The organism is Rhizorhapis sp., assembly GCF_035276005.1.
Taxonomy (GTDB): domain Bacteria; phylum Pseudomonadota; class Alphaproteobacteria; order Sphingomonadales; family Sphingomonadaceae; genus Rhizorhapis.
Map to the genome: position 1 here is coordinate 1 of NZ_DATEMB010000044.1, position 14,517 is coordinate 14,517.

14 protein-coding genes and 1 pseudogene are annotated in these 14,517 nt (G+C 57.8%); 9 read left to right on the forward strand and 6 right to left on the reverse strand.

The features are described from left to right. A partial coding sequence (locus tag VJS46_RS10070) for a TonB-dependent receptor (protein WP_324059909.1) occupies window positions 1–1,675 on the reverse strand: 1,675 nt, incomplete at its 3' end. A 426-nt stretch (window positions 1,676–2,101) separates the two neighbouring features. Continuing rightward, a complete protein-coding gene (locus tag VJS46_RS10075; protein WP_324059910.1) occupies window positions 2,102–2,998 on the reverse strand; it encodes a LysR family transcriptional regulator in 897 nt (298 codons plus the stop codon). A 109-nt stretch (window positions 2,999–3,107) separates the two neighbouring features. On the opposite strand from VJS46_RS10075, the gene VJS46_RS10080 reads away from it, so the two are divergent. The 7 genes and pseudogenes from VJS46_RS10080 to VJS46_RS10110 all read left to right on the forward strand — a co-directional run. Further along, entirely contained in the window at window positions 3,108–4,190 is a 1,083-nt protein-coding gene (locus tag VJS46_RS10080; RefSeq protein WP_324059911.1) for an aromatic ring-hydroxylating dioxygenase subunit alpha, read from the forward strand. Between the two features lie 5 nt (window positions 4,191–4,195). Continuing rightward, on the forward strand, window positions 4,196–4,585 hold the full coding sequence (locus tag VJS46_RS10085) for a hypothetical protein (RefSeq protein ID WP_324059912.1): 390 nt from the start codon (window positions 4,196–4,198) through the stop codon (window positions 4,583–4,585). Window positions 4,586–4,678: 93 nt separating this feature from the next. Further along, entirely contained in the window at window positions 4,679–5,914 is a 1,236-nt protein-coding gene (locus tag VJS46_RS10090) for a Rieske 2Fe-2S domain-containing protein (protein WP_324059913.1), read from the forward strand. Window positions 5,915–6,121: 207 nt separating this feature from the next. After that, window positions 6,122–6,490, forward strand: a complete 369-nt coding sequence (locus tag VJS46_RS14260; protein ID WP_414707999.1) for an AMP-binding protein — start codon at window positions 6,122–6,124, stop codon at window positions 6,488–6,490. A 99-nt stretch (window positions 6,491–6,589) separates the two neighbouring features. Continuing rightward, window positions 6,590–7,054 (forward strand): MaoC family dehydratase, encoded by a 465-nt coding sequence (locus tag VJS46_RS10100; protein WP_324059915.1) that lies wholly within the window; start codon window positions 6,590–6,592, stop codon window positions 7,052–7,054. Window positions 7,055–7,145: 91 nt separating this feature from the next. Then, entirely contained in the window at window positions 7,146–8,729 is a 1,584-nt protein-coding gene (locus VJS46_RS10105) for an NAD(P)/FAD-dependent oxidoreductase (RefSeq protein WP_324059916.1), read from the forward strand. Window positions 8,730–8,857: 128 nt separating this feature from the next. Continuing rightward, window positions 8,858–8,968, forward strand: a pseudogene (locus VJS46_RS10110) (IS481 family transposase); the annotation flags it as partial. 90 nt (window positions 8,969–9,058) lie between these two features. Here VJS46_RS10110 and VJS46_RS10115 read toward each other — a convergent pair. Next, a complete protein-coding gene (locus VJS46_RS10115) occupies window positions 9,059–9,346 on the reverse strand; it encodes an Lrp/AsnC ligand binding domain-containing protein (RefSeq protein ID WP_324059917.1) in 288 nt (95 codons plus the stop codon). Between the two features lie 449 nt (window positions 9,347–9,795). Here VJS46_RS10115 and VJS46_RS10120 point away from each other — a divergent pair. Next, a protein-coding gene (locus VJS46_RS10120; protein WP_324059918.1) for an IS630 family transposase occupies window positions 9,796–10,859 on the forward strand; the annotation gives its coding sequence in 2 pieces (ribosomal slippage) (window positions 9,796–10,287 and window positions 10,290–10,859; 1,062 coding nt in all). 309 nt (window positions 10,860–11,168) lie between these two features. Here the strand turns inward: VJS46_RS10120 and VJS46_RS10125 are convergent. Together VJS46_RS10125 and VJS46_RS10130 are read right to left on the reverse strand one after the other, a co-directional pair. Next, window positions 11,169–12,083 carry a fumarylacetoacetate hydrolase family protein gene (locus VJS46_RS10125; RefSeq protein ID WP_324059919.1) on the reverse strand — a complete coding sequence of 305 codons (915 nt, stop codon included), beginning with the start codon at window positions 12,081–12,083 and terminating at the stop codon, window positions 11,169–11,171. A gap of 20 nt (window positions 12,084–12,103) precedes the next feature. After that, on the reverse strand, window positions 12,104–13,231 hold the full coding sequence (locus VJS46_RS10130) for a cupin domain-containing protein (RefSeq protein WP_324059920.1): 1,128 nt from the start codon (window positions 13,229–13,231) through the stop codon (window positions 12,104–12,106). Between the two features lie 254 nt (window positions 13,232–13,485). On the opposite strand from VJS46_RS10130, the gene VJS46_RS10135 reads away from it, so the two are divergent. After that, window positions 13,486–13,641: an AraC family transcriptional regulator N-terminal domain-containing protein gene (locus VJS46_RS10135; protein WP_324059921.1), complete on the forward strand. Its 156-nt coding sequence runs from the start codon at window positions 13,486–13,488 to the stop codon at window positions 13,639–13,641. Window positions 13,642–13,674: 33 nt separating this feature from the next. Here VJS46_RS10135 and VJS46_RS10140 read toward each other — a convergent pair. Next, a partial coding sequence (locus VJS46_RS10140) for a hypothetical protein (RefSeq protein WP_324059922.1) occupies window positions 13,675–14,517 on the reverse strand: 843 nt, incomplete at its 5' end.

Consider the following 14,517-nt stretch of genomic DNA (forward strand, 5'->3'; position numbering starts at 1 on the left):
AATTCTCCACCTCATCGGGCTTGTAGGTCAGCAAGTCGGCGGATTCCCGGATCACTCCCACAGTCGCGAACGCATTGGCGCCGCCGCGGCGAAAGCCCTGCGAAAAGGTGGCGTAGACATTGTGGTTCGGTATATATTCGAAAGATGTATTGGCCTTGAAAATTGCCTTGCCGCTGATCTTTGAGCTGTTCGCTGTGTTCAAAGGAGGAAGCAGGAAGGTATAGAGATTGATGTCCAGCGAACGATCGAAATCCTCCCAGAATAGACGTGTACCGCCAGTCACCTGCCAAGTGGATGTGATGTGCCAAGTCAGATCGCCGTAAATCGCCTTGTCGATGAACTTGCTGTGGCCATCGAGAAGCACGCTTTCGCCATTGGGACCGACATTGAAAAATTGGCCTGTTGCTGCAGCGAACTCGGCTTGGCCGGGGAAAAGGAGTGGCAACAGATTGTCACGCACTTCATGCTGATAATAGCCACCAAGCACATAGTCGAACGGACCATCGCCGGCCGAGACGAGCCGAAGTTCCTGAGTGTAGGCTTCAAGCGTCTCGTCGTAGACCTGATAGCCGTTGAACCTGGGATTCCGGGGATTACCGATATAATAGTCCTGGTAGGAGGAAGGCAGGCTCTCATACAGATACGCGACATCATTGTTGCTGACCCCGGTGCTTTTTGTATAGCTTGTCGTTGACGACAGCGTTGCAAAGCCTAGATCATAGCTGACGTCGAGGCTCGCCTGGTGCGATTCACGATGATAGGGTTCAAGTTCCGAGATGATCACGTCATATTTATTTAGCGCCGGATAGACGATCCGCGGGTCGAGCGGATCAGGGCCGCCGCTAAAATGCGGATTGTCTTCGGGACCGCCCTGGCCAGTGACGCGGGCAAAATTATAAGCTGCTACAATCTTGAGGCGGTCCGTGGGATGCCATTTGAAGCTCGCCCGCGCGCTGTTTGTGCGGCTATAGTTCGAATTTTTTACGGTGCGCAGAACCGGCGAACTAAGCGGGTCGGATGGGTCGGCGAGGATAGGGGGCGTGAAAATGCCGCCATCGCGAGCGAACACACCATATTTGTCAATGAACCCCGCCTCATATTGATGCTTGAAGCTGGCCCGGAAAGCCGCGTTTTCGCCAATGGGTATGTTGATGACGATCGCAGCGTTCCAGTCAGGCTTGCTTGAGTTGGTCACGCCCCCAATTGATCCGCTGACTGCGCCTGAGAATTTGCGAAGCTCCGGCTCTACCGCCAAAATTCGCACCGCGCCGCCCAGGGCGCCCGCACCGTAGAGCGTGCCCTGCGGCCCGCGCAATACCTCGACCCGCTCGACATCGTCCACGACGAACAGGTTCCCGAACGGCGCGTTGCCCAGATAGATCGCGACCGGAGCCTGCTCCTCGGCGGCGCCCTGCCGGTTCGTGGAGGACGCATTTAAGCCGCGCATCACTGGCCGTTGGGCGTTTAAGGAACGGCTGCCGGCCGAATTGACATTCAAATTGGATATCTGGCGCGTGAGATCTTCGAATGTGGTCACCCCCCTGCTTTGCAATTGCTCCCCTCCCACGACCGATATGTTATAGGGAACCTTCGTAACGTCCTCCGAACGGCGCGTGGCGGTGACGATGATGTCTTCAGGGGCGTCATTCTGCGCGAGCGCAGGGTGCACCGTCATAAAGGGAAGGGAACAAGCCAAGGCGGACCCGGCACGCAAGAATATCCGACACTTTCGCACGATAATCCCTCCCGTTTTTACTTGTGATAGCGGTAATAATTGTTTTTCTTGCAAAGTCTCCACGCCTTATTGTCAAGGATCATGCGTTCCGTTGCTACTCGAACAGGAATTTCTTGCCGGGCGAATAACGACCCCTTTTTTTGCTTCTTCGCCAGGCGCAGAACCGTCGAACTCAACGGAGTCGATGGCGACCGCGACCGACAACCCTTGGAGTCATTACAATTTCTGTAATTGCAGGTGACGTGAGATGTATAGACTCGGATTGGAAACAGTCTGTTGCACGCGCGATTTACAGTGTGCTGCGGACCAGAGATAAAGGCAGGGACTTTTGATGGCACGGGTACATTGGCAATTGCCGGCCGAGCCTCAAACCAGCGCGCCCGCTGCGGCCATCCGTTTCCTTAGGTGATTTATGAATATCTGGACTTTCGCGGCGCCGCGCCTCCGTGCCGGATAGACGCACCAAACCGGCATGGCATCCCCCCGGTATGCTACCAGAAGCTCAACAAGCTGGCCGTTGTTGATATATTCGCGAAGATACAGCTCCGGAAGCCAGACGATGCCCACTCCGCGCAATGCTGCGGAGATCAGCGACTGTCCGCTGTTCATAAGCAACCTGCTACCCAGATTGGCCTTTTTCGGTACTGGGCCCGTTTTGAACTTCCATTCTCTGCAGGGTTCGAAGGACGAGATGAGGCAATTATGTTCGGTCAAATCCTCTACCGTTTCGGGGATGCCGGCATGCGCCAGATAATCGGGCGAAGCCGCACATGTATGCGGCAGCGAACAGATTTTTTGAGCCCGTAGCGCGGAATCCGGCTGGGTATCGTGACGTATTGCGACGTCATAGCCTTCGCCGACGATATCGATATTCCTATCACTGACAAGCAGTTCGACCGTCAGTTCTCTATATTCATTCGCCATGTCGGCGACCAGCGGCGCAACCCAAATGTCTCCAAAGCTGTCTCCGGCAACGATCCGAAAGCGTCCGCGGGGGACGGAGTCGTGCTCCATTGCCTCGAGCTCGATGGATTCAAGATTCTCAAAGGCCGCCACGCAACGCTCATAGACCGACCGCCCAAGGTCAGTCGGGGTAAGCTTTCGCGTGGTCCTGTAGAGCAGTTGGCTGCCGAGCCGGTCTTCAAGGTTGCTGATAAACCTGCTTACCGCCGATTTGGAAATCCCCAGTTTCTCGGCTGCGGAAGTATAGCTTCCCCGCTCCACTACAGTCGCAAACGCTTCATAAGCATCCCAACGGTGCATTGTTGCTCCTGAACAACGGTCTGTCCAACCGAGCCTACTACACCTTCTGACCATGTACAACTAACGTCGCGGCATCGTCCCCTACGAATGTAGCACCAGGAAAGCATGAATGTTCATCTATAATGCGTGGTACATAGCGGCGGAACCCGCCGAGTTGAACGATGGCCGGATCGTCGGCCGGGTGCTGTTAGGAAAGCGGATTGCCTTATACCGTGGCGATTCCGGCCAGCTTGTTGCCTTTGAGGATGCCTGCCCTCATCGCAAGGCCCCGTTGTCGTTAGGGACGGTTGTCGGCGACGGCGTCCGCTGCGCCTATCACGGCGCTGAATTCGGTGCTGACGGACGCTGCATCAAGGTTCCAGGACAAAAGGCGGTCCCTCCCAAGGCGGTTGTCAATACCTACCCAGTCATCGAACGGCATGGTTATATCTGGGTCTGGCTCGGCGACAACCAGGCGGGAGCCGACGAATCCAGCATTCCCGATGGATTTTGGGTGTCCGGAGAGCCCTCCTGGATCGGTGGCTATGGCCATATGGAGTCGATTAAGGCCGACTACCGGATCATCAACGACAATCTCTTCGATATCACCCATGCCGAGTTCGTCCACCCCGAATCCTTCGGCGGGCAAGAGGTCCAATTCTATCGGAACGCTCGCCCCGGCAGCGAATTTGTTGATCGGGGCATGTCCTTTGAGATCGGCGCCAACTCGATCCGGTTCCGCGTACACGCCGCGGCCCTGGGGGACGAAGGGGGCCCCTTATGGCGGTCGATGCTCGCCCAAAGCCATGGCGAGGAAGAATGGGATGAGCCAATCGATTTCCGGATGGAAGTCATCTGGTGGCCGCCCTGCTACACCAGCTTCCATATCTCCGTTCGTCCGATGGGCAAGCCGGAGGCGGAGCCGGTCGAGATATATAATCTCCATGCGGCCGTGCCGGAGACCACGAGATCGTCTCACTATTTCTACCGCTCCGTGCGCAACTATGGCGATGCGTCCATGAACGCAGCGTTCATTGATGCGGCGAGCTTTGTCTTCAATCAGGACAAACCCATTCTCGAGGGGCAGCAGGAGGTTCTGGGCGAGCGGGACTTACTGCAGACCGATCCGATTTCATTTTCTGGCGACAGGCTTCCACTGGAAGGCCGTCGTATCCTGGAAAGGCTATTGGCCGCAGAGCGCGTGGAAAGGTGACAGACATGTATATGTTGGCATTCATGTACCCGAACGGTCCAGGACATCTGTTCGACATCGATCATTGGAAGAATGTCCATCTCCCGCTCGGCCTTGGCCTGACGGACAAATATATTGGCACGCGGCCGAAAAAGGTTACACTTCTTGCACCTACGCGAGGCGGCGATCTCAAGGCCGACAGCGCTGCATTCGGTGCAATCGCCATTGTCATCTTTGACGAGAAGGAAGCTGTCGAGCGATTTTCGACCCTGTTCGAATTCGAAGAGGCATCCCGGCGTCTTTCGGCAGATTTCCTTAACTATACGGCGGGCCCGCCGGAGATACTCGTTTCGGAAATTCAGGAGGTGACCGAGATAGATGCGATGATCGAAAAGTTCAAAAACAGTGGCGGGTAAGCCGCCAGTGTTTGACGAGACGCTGCGAATAGGGATGATAAGCAAAGCTCTGTTCCCGACATTGGATGCTACCCAGGGATTGAGGAGGAAAAGATGAAGCCTGCAATTACCGATACCATTGGGCGGGCTTATGGGCGTAAGCCCGGAAAGCCGGACCTGGAATTGACGCAGGTTGGTCCCGGCACAGCTGGCGGCGAATTGCTGCGCCGTTACTGGCATCCTATCGCCATGTCCTATGAGGCGACGGAGGTTCCCAAGCAAATTCGCCGCCTGGGCGAGGATCTCATTCTATTCCGCAGCGGGCAAGGCGAGGCCGGTCTCCTAACGTCCCGCTGCATCCATCGTGGCACGACGCTCTACTATGGCAAAGTCGAAGAGGACGGAATCCGCTGCTGTTATCATGGTTGGAAATTCGGGTGCCAGGGCCAGGTCCTTGACCAACCATGCGAGCCTGAAGGTGGCGCACGCACAAGGCACAAGCTACGGCAACCCTGGTACCCGGTTATCGAGCAATATGGCGCCATCTGGGCCTATATGGGGCCACCAGACAAACAGCCGCTTTTCCCGATCTACTCGGCCTTCGAAAATCTGGCGGAGGATGAGGAGATCGCCGCCGATTATATGAACGCTGGCGCCGAACTGACGGGCTTTCCGGCCAATTACAATTGGTTCCAGCATTTCGACAACGCCATGGATCATTTACACGTCCAGATCCTTCATTACTCGCATACCGGAACACATTTCACCGACCGCCGATGGGATGTCTGGCCCGAAGCGTCGTGGACCTATTCCAAAAGCGGCGGTTCCGTTCTGACCCATACACGGCGTGACCTTGGCAATGGCCAAGCCTGGATGCGGATCGAACAAGCGCTCATGCCCAACATCCTGGTGATACCGCCATTCTATGGGGACGGTCCTTCGCCGCATCTGTGGTTCTTCGTGCCCTTTGACGACACGACCTATGTGCAAGTGCAGGTTATCCGGCAAAAAAAGGGCTTCCAATGGGTTTCCGAGGAAGTGGCCGGCTACGGACCGGGGAAGAAATTGTGGCGCGACATGACACCGGAAGAACATCGGGCCTTTCCGTCGGATCATGAGGCACAGGAGGGCCAAGGCATCGTCACGCTTCACTCCGAAGAACATCTCGCTTCCTCGGACGAAGGGGTGGTAAAACAGCGGCTTCTCTTCAAGCGTTCGGCGAAAAAGGTCGCCGAAGGCAATGATCCTCCCGGAGTCGCCTTTACAGAGGCTGACCGGCGGATCATCATCGAAGCGCGTTCCTGGATGGAAACCATCGATCAGCCTGCGACGGAAGACGCAGACGCTTGAATGATGAAAGCGCTCATCTGCTCCAGTCCGGGAAATGGGTCCGCGCTGCGCATCGGGGAATTGCCGATTCCGCAGCCAAAGAGTCATGAAATAAGAATCAAGACGCATTTCGCAGGTTCCCTTGGAAAAGGCCGGAGACGCGATCGAGGCGCTTGCCGCGCGGACAGCCTTCGGCAAGACCATCGTCCAGATCAAGCAATCATGATCATGGGAGAGCAGCCTCAGGAGAGTCACCCGTGCCCATGGCTGTCCCACTATCCGCGGGATCTGCAATCAGACCAGCGCCAGGCGACTGGTCACATATTGGATGCCTTCAAGGCGAACGTGAACCGGGCGCCCGACGGCGAGGCACTCCGTTATTTCGACGCCAGCTTGACGTTTCACGAACTTGACGGCTTGAGCGATGCGTTCAGCGTTTGGCTCCAGGAACACCATGTGAAGCCTGGCGATCGCGTCGGCATCATCCTTCAGAATGTCCCGCATTTCGCCATCGCGGCATTGGCCGCCTGGAAGGGGGGTGCGATTCCGGTCCCAGGCAATCCAATGTATAAGGCAGACGAGTTGGCCCGCGCATAGCTTTCCCGAGCTTGCCCCGTCTGGCAGCCGAAAGCATGGCGGCCTATAGGATCAAACAGGAAGGCTAGCCAATCAGCGCCCCTGAACTGGAAAATATTCATGCCCCAGGAAATAAGCTACACGTCCTTGCCTGCCCATATTGGCCATATATTCGGGCCCTCCCAGCCGGTGACGCTGACGCAGGCTATGATTGATAGCTTTGCGGAAATCACCAATGATCACCAATGGGTTCATGTCGATGTTGGACGCGCTGAGCGGGAGATTGGCGGGACCATCGCTCATGGCTATCTGGTGCTGTCGCTCATACCGCAGTTCGTCAGCGAACTCCTCGTCATAACCGGGGCTGGTCATGGCCTGAACTATGGGCTGGGGCGGGTACGCTTCACCGCTCCCGTCCCTGCATCATCCGAATTATCGGCGACCCTGGAAATCACCCGCACCGAAGCCAAACGCGGCGGCACGCTTGTCACTAGCGCCGTTACGATCGGCTTGGCGGGGGAACAACGGCCCGTCTGCATAGCTGAGACGATGGTTCTAATCTTTCCGGGTACTGGCAGACTGTGAGTGTGCTTGGCCGCAATTAGATAGGGGCAATTGCGACCGCTAGAACTGAACTTAAACAGTTTTCAAGAGGGCTGAACGGGGAGGAGATCTTATGGCCGCCAACAGGCACTATGACGTAGTGATCGTCGGTAGCGGGATTGCGTCATTGGTATGCGCGGCCGAACTGGCATTGAAAGGCCGCCGGGTGGCCGTATTGGAGCGCGAGCACGCCGCCGGGGGGTGTATGCGGACCGAAGAGGTGACGCTTCCCGGTTTTCAGCACGACGTCTTGTCGATGTCCCTGCCTCTGTTCGTAACGGCAGCACATTATCCTCTCCTTGGTCCGGCACTGGAGAAGCATGGTCTGGAGATCGTCTATGCCAAAGTGCCCACGGCGGTTGCGACGCCCGATGGGCGTGCCCTGCTGCTGACCCAATCGCGGTCGGCAAATGTGCAGGCGTTTGACACGCTCGCGCCCGGCGACGGCGCCGCTTTCGAACGCGCGATGGCTGACATCGCCAGCAATGCCGGCTTGATTTTCGGTCTGCTGGGTCAAGAGCCGGCAAGCGCTGCCATGCTGACACTCGTTGGTCGCGAGATGTTCCGCCGCCGCGTCGCCGGCATGGCGCAGTTCGGTAGCAGCGCGCTGCAGCCGATGCGAACATGGCTCGAACAGGAATTCCGGTCGGATCTGGCCCATGCGCTGATCGCGCCCTGGATTCTTCACACCGGCTTGTCCCCCGAATCTGCGCTGTCCTCGCTGATGGGCAAGCTCATTCTCTTCACGCTGGAAGCCGTCGGCAATCCGATCGTCAAGGGCGGCATCGCCAATCTCGTGTCGGCCTTTCAGAGCTTGATCGAAGCAAATGGAGGCGCGATCTTCACCAATGCGGATGCCGCTCGCGTCATTGTGGAACATGGTGTCGCGCGCGGGGTCGAGACCGCGGATGGCGCCATCTATTCCGCTCGAAAGGGGGTGGTCTGCAACGTCACCCCAACACAATTATACGGCCGGTTGCTGTCCTCCAAAGACGTGCCGGTCGAGACTGGCGAAATGGCGAGGCGCTATTCCTATGGCCGCAGCGGCATGCAGATGCACATCGCCCTTTCGGAGCCGCCGCGTTGGAAGAACGATAGCTTGAGCGATGTTGCCCTGATCCACCTGACCCCAGGGCTGAATGGCGTCTCACGCGCGGTAAATGAGGCGGAGCGCGGACTGATCCCAGCCGAACCCACGATTGTGGTAGGGCAGCCAGCCCAAATCGATCCGTCGCGCTGTCCGGCTGGCAAGTCTATGCTTTGGATTCAGCTGCTGGAACTGCCGCGCAAGATTCGCGGCGATGCTGCCGGGGAGATCGCCGCTCCAGCGGACGGCCGCTGGAACGAGAGTGTTCGCGATGCTTTTGCGCGGCGCGTCCTCGCGCGACTTGGCGCATATATCGACAATCTGGACACGGCCACCTTGGCGGTGACGTCCCTGTCTCCCACCGATCTGGAAGCATGGAACGTCAATCTGGTCGGCGGCGATCCCTATTCGGGTTCTTCCTCGATCGAGCAGTTCCATTTGTTCCGGCCATTTGGCAACGGTCACAATCATGCCACGCCAGTCAGGCGGCTTTTCCAGATCGGCGCCTCAACCCATCCAGGCCATGGCCTATCGGGCATGTCCGGGCATATGGTTGCGGCGACGCTATAAACCGGTCCGTTGCCGGAACCTCGAAGCCTCGCGAGGCATTAATATCTTTAAGCTTAAAATACATTCCCTAACTGTTTGGTCCCGGAGTTTGATGGTGCATTATTCATGCAGGAATGGAAGGATACGCTATGGGCCAAGTTCTACACGGGAGCGCCAGCACGACAGCGGCAGTCCGTCGAGCAATACAAGATAGTCAAGAGAGCCTGAGGGTTCTCGCCAAGCGCCACGGGATCAACCCCTAGATGGTGCTGCGATTTCGCCATCGACATGGCAGACGTTTGCAGAGCCGGCGTGGATGTTATAGGTTGCTCGATAGGTAATCCGGTATCCTAGAAAAATACGTCCTCCGGATCAAAGATTGGGTAGCCGATCTCCGTTTTCGTCTGCCTGACATGTGGATGCATTTGAACGGGAGTTACGAGAATTCTTCCTACGTCGGCGTCAGAATCGCACTCCGAACGGACAAGCACGTCCCACTCGCCGCTGATCGAGCTAATCTCGGTCACATAAGGCAAGTGGCTCTTGGCGATCGCCATGCGGACCTCGTAGGTTTTGCCAGGTTCGCATTGAACGAAGACGTAAAACCGTTGCGTATCTGGGGAGGAAAATACAGCCATAAACCGAGTTTATTAGGGTCCAAACAAACCGGCAACGCCGAAGCCTAACGCTGGTTTGGGTCGATGAACTCGCTAACCGAGCGACTGACATCGCGAGCTACCGCGGTTCACGGTCCCTGCCCCTTTCGTTCCTGCTGTAGGGAGTCAGTACCCCAACCTGGTCGACCGGTATATGATAATTGGGAATGGTACTTGAGCTTAACGGCCCTTCCAGACCGGTGGCCGCTTTTCGGTGAATGCCAGCGGGCCTTCCAGGAAGTCGTCTGACGACATCATCTCTTTCACCGCAGTTCGGTTTTGGTCCTGGTGCAAGGCATCGGCTAGGGGATGCCCCCAACCGCCATACGCGCTCTGCTTATACCAGCCTGCGGTGAGGCGGACTCACGCGGGGGATTCCCAAACTGACGAAAGTCTGAATCTATAGCGTCCTGCATTTGGAGGGCGTGGCCATGGGTTCGGCGATCGGCTTGCGGGATGATTTTGATGGCACTGCCTTAAGGCGATTGGCGCGGGCGTCGAAGAGCGCGAACCAGGCCCGTCGGCTTTTGGCCTTGGCCGAGATTTACGATGGCGGCAGCCGGACTGCGGCGGCGCGGATAGGCGGGGTGGGTTTGCAGATCGTGCGGGACTGGGTGATCCGGTTCAATGCCCGTGGTCCCGATGGTTTGCTTGATGGCAAGGCGCCGGGAAAACGGTCGCGGCTCAATGATGCTCAGCGGCAGGCGCTTGTTGAAGCGGTCGAGCGCGGTCCGATCCCGGCGATCCATGGCGTCGTTCGCTGGCGCTTGATCGACCTGGTCCAGTGGCTGCACGACGAGTTTGCGGTGTCGCTCGATGAAACGACCGTGGGGCGCGAGTTGAAGAAGCTGGGCTACGTCAAGCTCACGGCGCGGCCCCGCCACCATGCCCAGAACGAACTGGCAATGGACGCCTTCAAAAAGGGGGCTTTGCCGCCGAGCTGGCAAAAATCAGAGCAACCCTCCCGAAGGGCACGCCCGTAGAGATTTGGTTCCAGGACGAAGCTCGTGTCGGCCAGAAGAACAAGATCACGCGGCGCTGGGCCAGACGCGGGACACGGCCATCGGCACCCAAGGATCAGCGGACGAAATCGGCCTACATCTTTGGCGCGATCTGCCCAGAACAGGGCAAGGGTGCCGGACTGGTCTTGCCCTTCTGTAATACCGAAACCATGTCGCTGCATCTGGCCGAAATATCGCTCACCGTCGCGCCGGGCGCTCACGCGGTCGTGCTGGTCGATCAGGCCGGATGGCACATGACAGGCAAGCTCGATGTCCCCGCCAATATCAGCATCATCGCGCTGCCGGCCAAATGTCCCGAACTGAACCCGGTCGAAAACATCTGGCAGTTCATACGCGACAACTGGCTCTCCAACCGGGTCTTCAACTCCTACGACAACATCGTCGACCACTGCTGCGAAGCGTGGAACAGGCTCATCGATCAACCATGGCACATCATGACCATCGGGCGCCGCAAATGGGCGCGTGGGTCATGATTAATGCAGGCTGGTATTCGATATGCTCGTAATCCATCGTCTCAGTCCCTCTCCCCAGCTCGGCCATGACCGGCGTTCTCGGGCAGGTTTCAGCCCCAATCGGCTGCCTTCCCTGTAAAGATCTGGCGTGGCCACTTATCTTGACGGCGTTGAAGTGACGCAGCCTTCAGCGGCATTTCGGCTACGAGCAACGTGACGCCTGGCGCACATTGTCAAGCCCATTCCGGTCTGTGCCGACATCACGAGCAGTTTTGTTGATCCGGGCGAAGAAAGGAGGGGAACAACTGGTTCGTTTCCCCTCCCAAAAATTCATTCAGCCGCAACGATCGGATGGCGCAGTGTCCCGATGCCTTCAACAGAAGCAACGATGACGTCGCCGGGCCATAGCCATTCCTGCGGAGTTCGGCCGGCGCCGACGCCTGCGGGGGTTCCGGTTGCAATGATATCGCCGGGCTCGAGCGTGATGCCCTTGGCAATGTCGGCGACCAGTTCGTCAACCTTGAACAGCATGTAGGCGGTGTTGCTGCGCTGCTTTTCGACCCCATTCACGGTCAGCCACAGGTCGAGCGTCTGGGGATCGGGAATCTCATCCGCGGTGACCACGACAGGACCCATTGGAGCGAAGCTGTCCTGACCTTTCGAGTAAATCCACTGGCCGGCGCGGCGGCAATCGCGTGCACTCATGTCGATCAGCACGGTATAGCCGAAGACGTGTGAAAGCGCGTTCTCACGGACAACGCCCTTGGCGCTTGTCCCGATGATCGCCGCCAGTTCGACCTCCCAATCGAGTTGCTGCGTGATTTCCTTATTGTGCAGGATCGGATCCTCCGGTCCGATGACGGTTGTTGGGGGTTTGGAAAAAATCACCGGCTCGCGCGGCAGATCGGGCGAGGTATCAAGCGACTTGGCACTTTCGGCCACATGCTCGGTATAGTTCAGCCCGATGCCGAAAATGTTCTTCCGAGGGCGGGGGATTGGCGCAAGCAGCTTGACATTCGACAACGGAAGCGTGGTCCCGACTGGGAAGATCTCGCCACTATCGGCGATCAGCTTCGTGGCGGCGGCAACGGCCTGCGGGCCGAGATCGATGAATTCCAGCATTGAACTGGGAAAGGGCACGCCCTTGACGGAGCCAAACCGGGCGAGGTCGAGGACGAGCTTCCCGACGATGGCGCCCAAACGCGCCTCCGATTCCACGGTGGCGCGATAGGTAACGAGACGCATGATGCTTCCTTATGGTGAGATCAGGACAGAACGGGTTGGTGACCGTCGTTTTCGCCGAGCGCTTCTTCGCGATAAAGGCCGAGCGCACGCATGACGGGCAGGTCATGGAAACTGAACAGGCAGGCGTCCTCGCTATCGGACGCATTGGCGTGCTCGTGATACATCCACGCCGGGACGACGAAGATGTCGCGTTCCTGCCAGTCGAAGCGCTGGCCGTTGATCACGGACCATCCCTTGCCCTTGGCACATTGGTAGATGAAGCTTCCTGTCTGCCGATGGGCCTTGGTTTTTTCACCGGGCCGAAGCAGCTGCATGGAAGCGCCGATCGTCTGCATCACCGGACCGCCGGTATTGGGATTCACATAGTCCATGAGAATGCCGTCATAAGGAGAGCCATCGGTGACGCGCGCATAGCGTTTGAGGGCTTCATAGGTCGGAGCCCATTCATATTTCAGCAGGGGCGAATAGGCTTTGGTCCATTGCGCACCGCCTGGACGCAGGCCCGTTCCGGCCCAGATGGCGAGGCTATCATTGACCGGGTAGGACACCGCCAGGTTAAGATCGGGATGCACTTCGTAGAAATTGGCCTCCAGCGCATTCATTAGCGGAATGTCCAGACCATCCTGCCAGATGCAGATTGCTCCGTCTTCCGCCACGCCATGTTCGTGCCAGGTGCCATTGGGCGTGAGCACAAAATCATTGGCTCCCAGTGTCATCTTGTGGCCGTCAACATTGGTGAACGCGCCTCTGCCTTCCATGATGAAGCGCAAGGCGGACGCACTGTGCCGGTGGCTCGATGCGCATTCGCCGGGCTTCATGACCTGCAGACCGGAATAGAGCCAGCCAACGGCTGCCACGACGTCAGAGCGACCCTTGTTTTCCAGATAGATGACTCGTCGCCCTGCCTGTTCAGGCGTTACGAGGTCAAGGGCTTTCAGAACGTCTTCACGCAAGTCCTTATATCGCCAGAGCATTGGCACTGAACTTGACGCAGGTTCCCACGGTTCGATCTTGTTGGCGACTGTCCACAACGCGCCGGTGCCTAGCTCTTGAAGGCGCCGATAGTACGCCACGAGGTCGGGCGTATCGGCCACATTTGCACGGCCTATCACGTCCTCACGATACTGATCGTAGCTTGGTTCAACCACTAGAGGCCTTCCGATTTAATTGCTATAAGCTTAAAATATATGGGTGCCGGTGTCAAACGAAACGGAGATGCACAGCTGCATATGCTCGGGAGAAAGGGCAGTGCGCAGTGCACCGTTTTTCGCCTTGAGGCCCACGGGGACACCGGGGGGCGAGTGCTGCACGATGGTAGCACCCGCCCGAGCCGGTCAGATCGCTTGGCCGCCCGACACCTCGATGCGCTGGCCGTTGACCCAGCGGTTGTCGGGATCGGCCGGTGCGGGTCGATCAGACCGAAGTAGAGATTGTCGACGCTGCGCTGCGCCTTTTATGGCTGTTGGATCGGTCGGGCACGCTGGCGGTGCTGGGCCAACAGCTCACCCGCGAACTGCACTATTGGTTGCTCGGTGTGATGAAAGCTGGCGCAGCCTAACCCTTTCCGGCACCTTACCGGTCCTGAAGTCATTCAGCCTGCCGTGACCGGATCCTCCGGAACAGGATTGACCGTCCCGGCATTCCCCCCTCGAACCGGTTGCCTGTGCGGCACCAGGTCCTGCCAGGTTCCGCCTTCGGGTACATGGGCGCTGAGCCCCTTGATCTGCATCGGATCGGCATTGAGGCCGATCGGGTCCTCGCCCTTTTCGGTGCTCTTGGCGATCTTCAGCAACGTCCGGTAGAGGCGGGCGATACCCGCGTCGGCCTGGCACAAATTCTCATAGGTCCGAGGACGCAAGGAACCAGCCGACATGAGCACTGCCGAATCTTCCTGGGTAAAGCTGTGGAAGCCGGAGAATGTCTTGCCGGCGCGCATCTCCGCCCGGTTTTGCTTGAAGCCGTTGTGAATATACGGCTTGTCCGGATTATTGATGCTGTCATAGGTCATGCCGAATGCACGCAAGGCGTCTTCATCGAGACCGATCAGCTTCAGGTGCTCGGTCCTGTAGGGTTCTGCGCCGATTTCCCGACTTTCATCCCACCAAACGTGGAAATAGATCGAATTGTGATCGTCGATCGGCACGACCGCCATCCACAGATCGCCATTCGGATTGACCTCTCCATAGGGCGGAATGAAGGCTTGCACACGCGCCAGTTCCTTATCCCCATCGGGCCTGATCGACGCATAATGGAAACCGAACTCCGTATCTTCGGCTTCCACCCTGGGGGTTACGCTAAGCCTGAGATTCTGTGTCTTTTTCCCGAATTCGAGATCCGTTTCGCCGCCTTTGACCAGGCCGTCCTGATGCAGGAAGTTGAGGTGGCTTGAATCCCACAGCGCTTCCATGGTCTGCACATAGTTGCACTGCTCGAC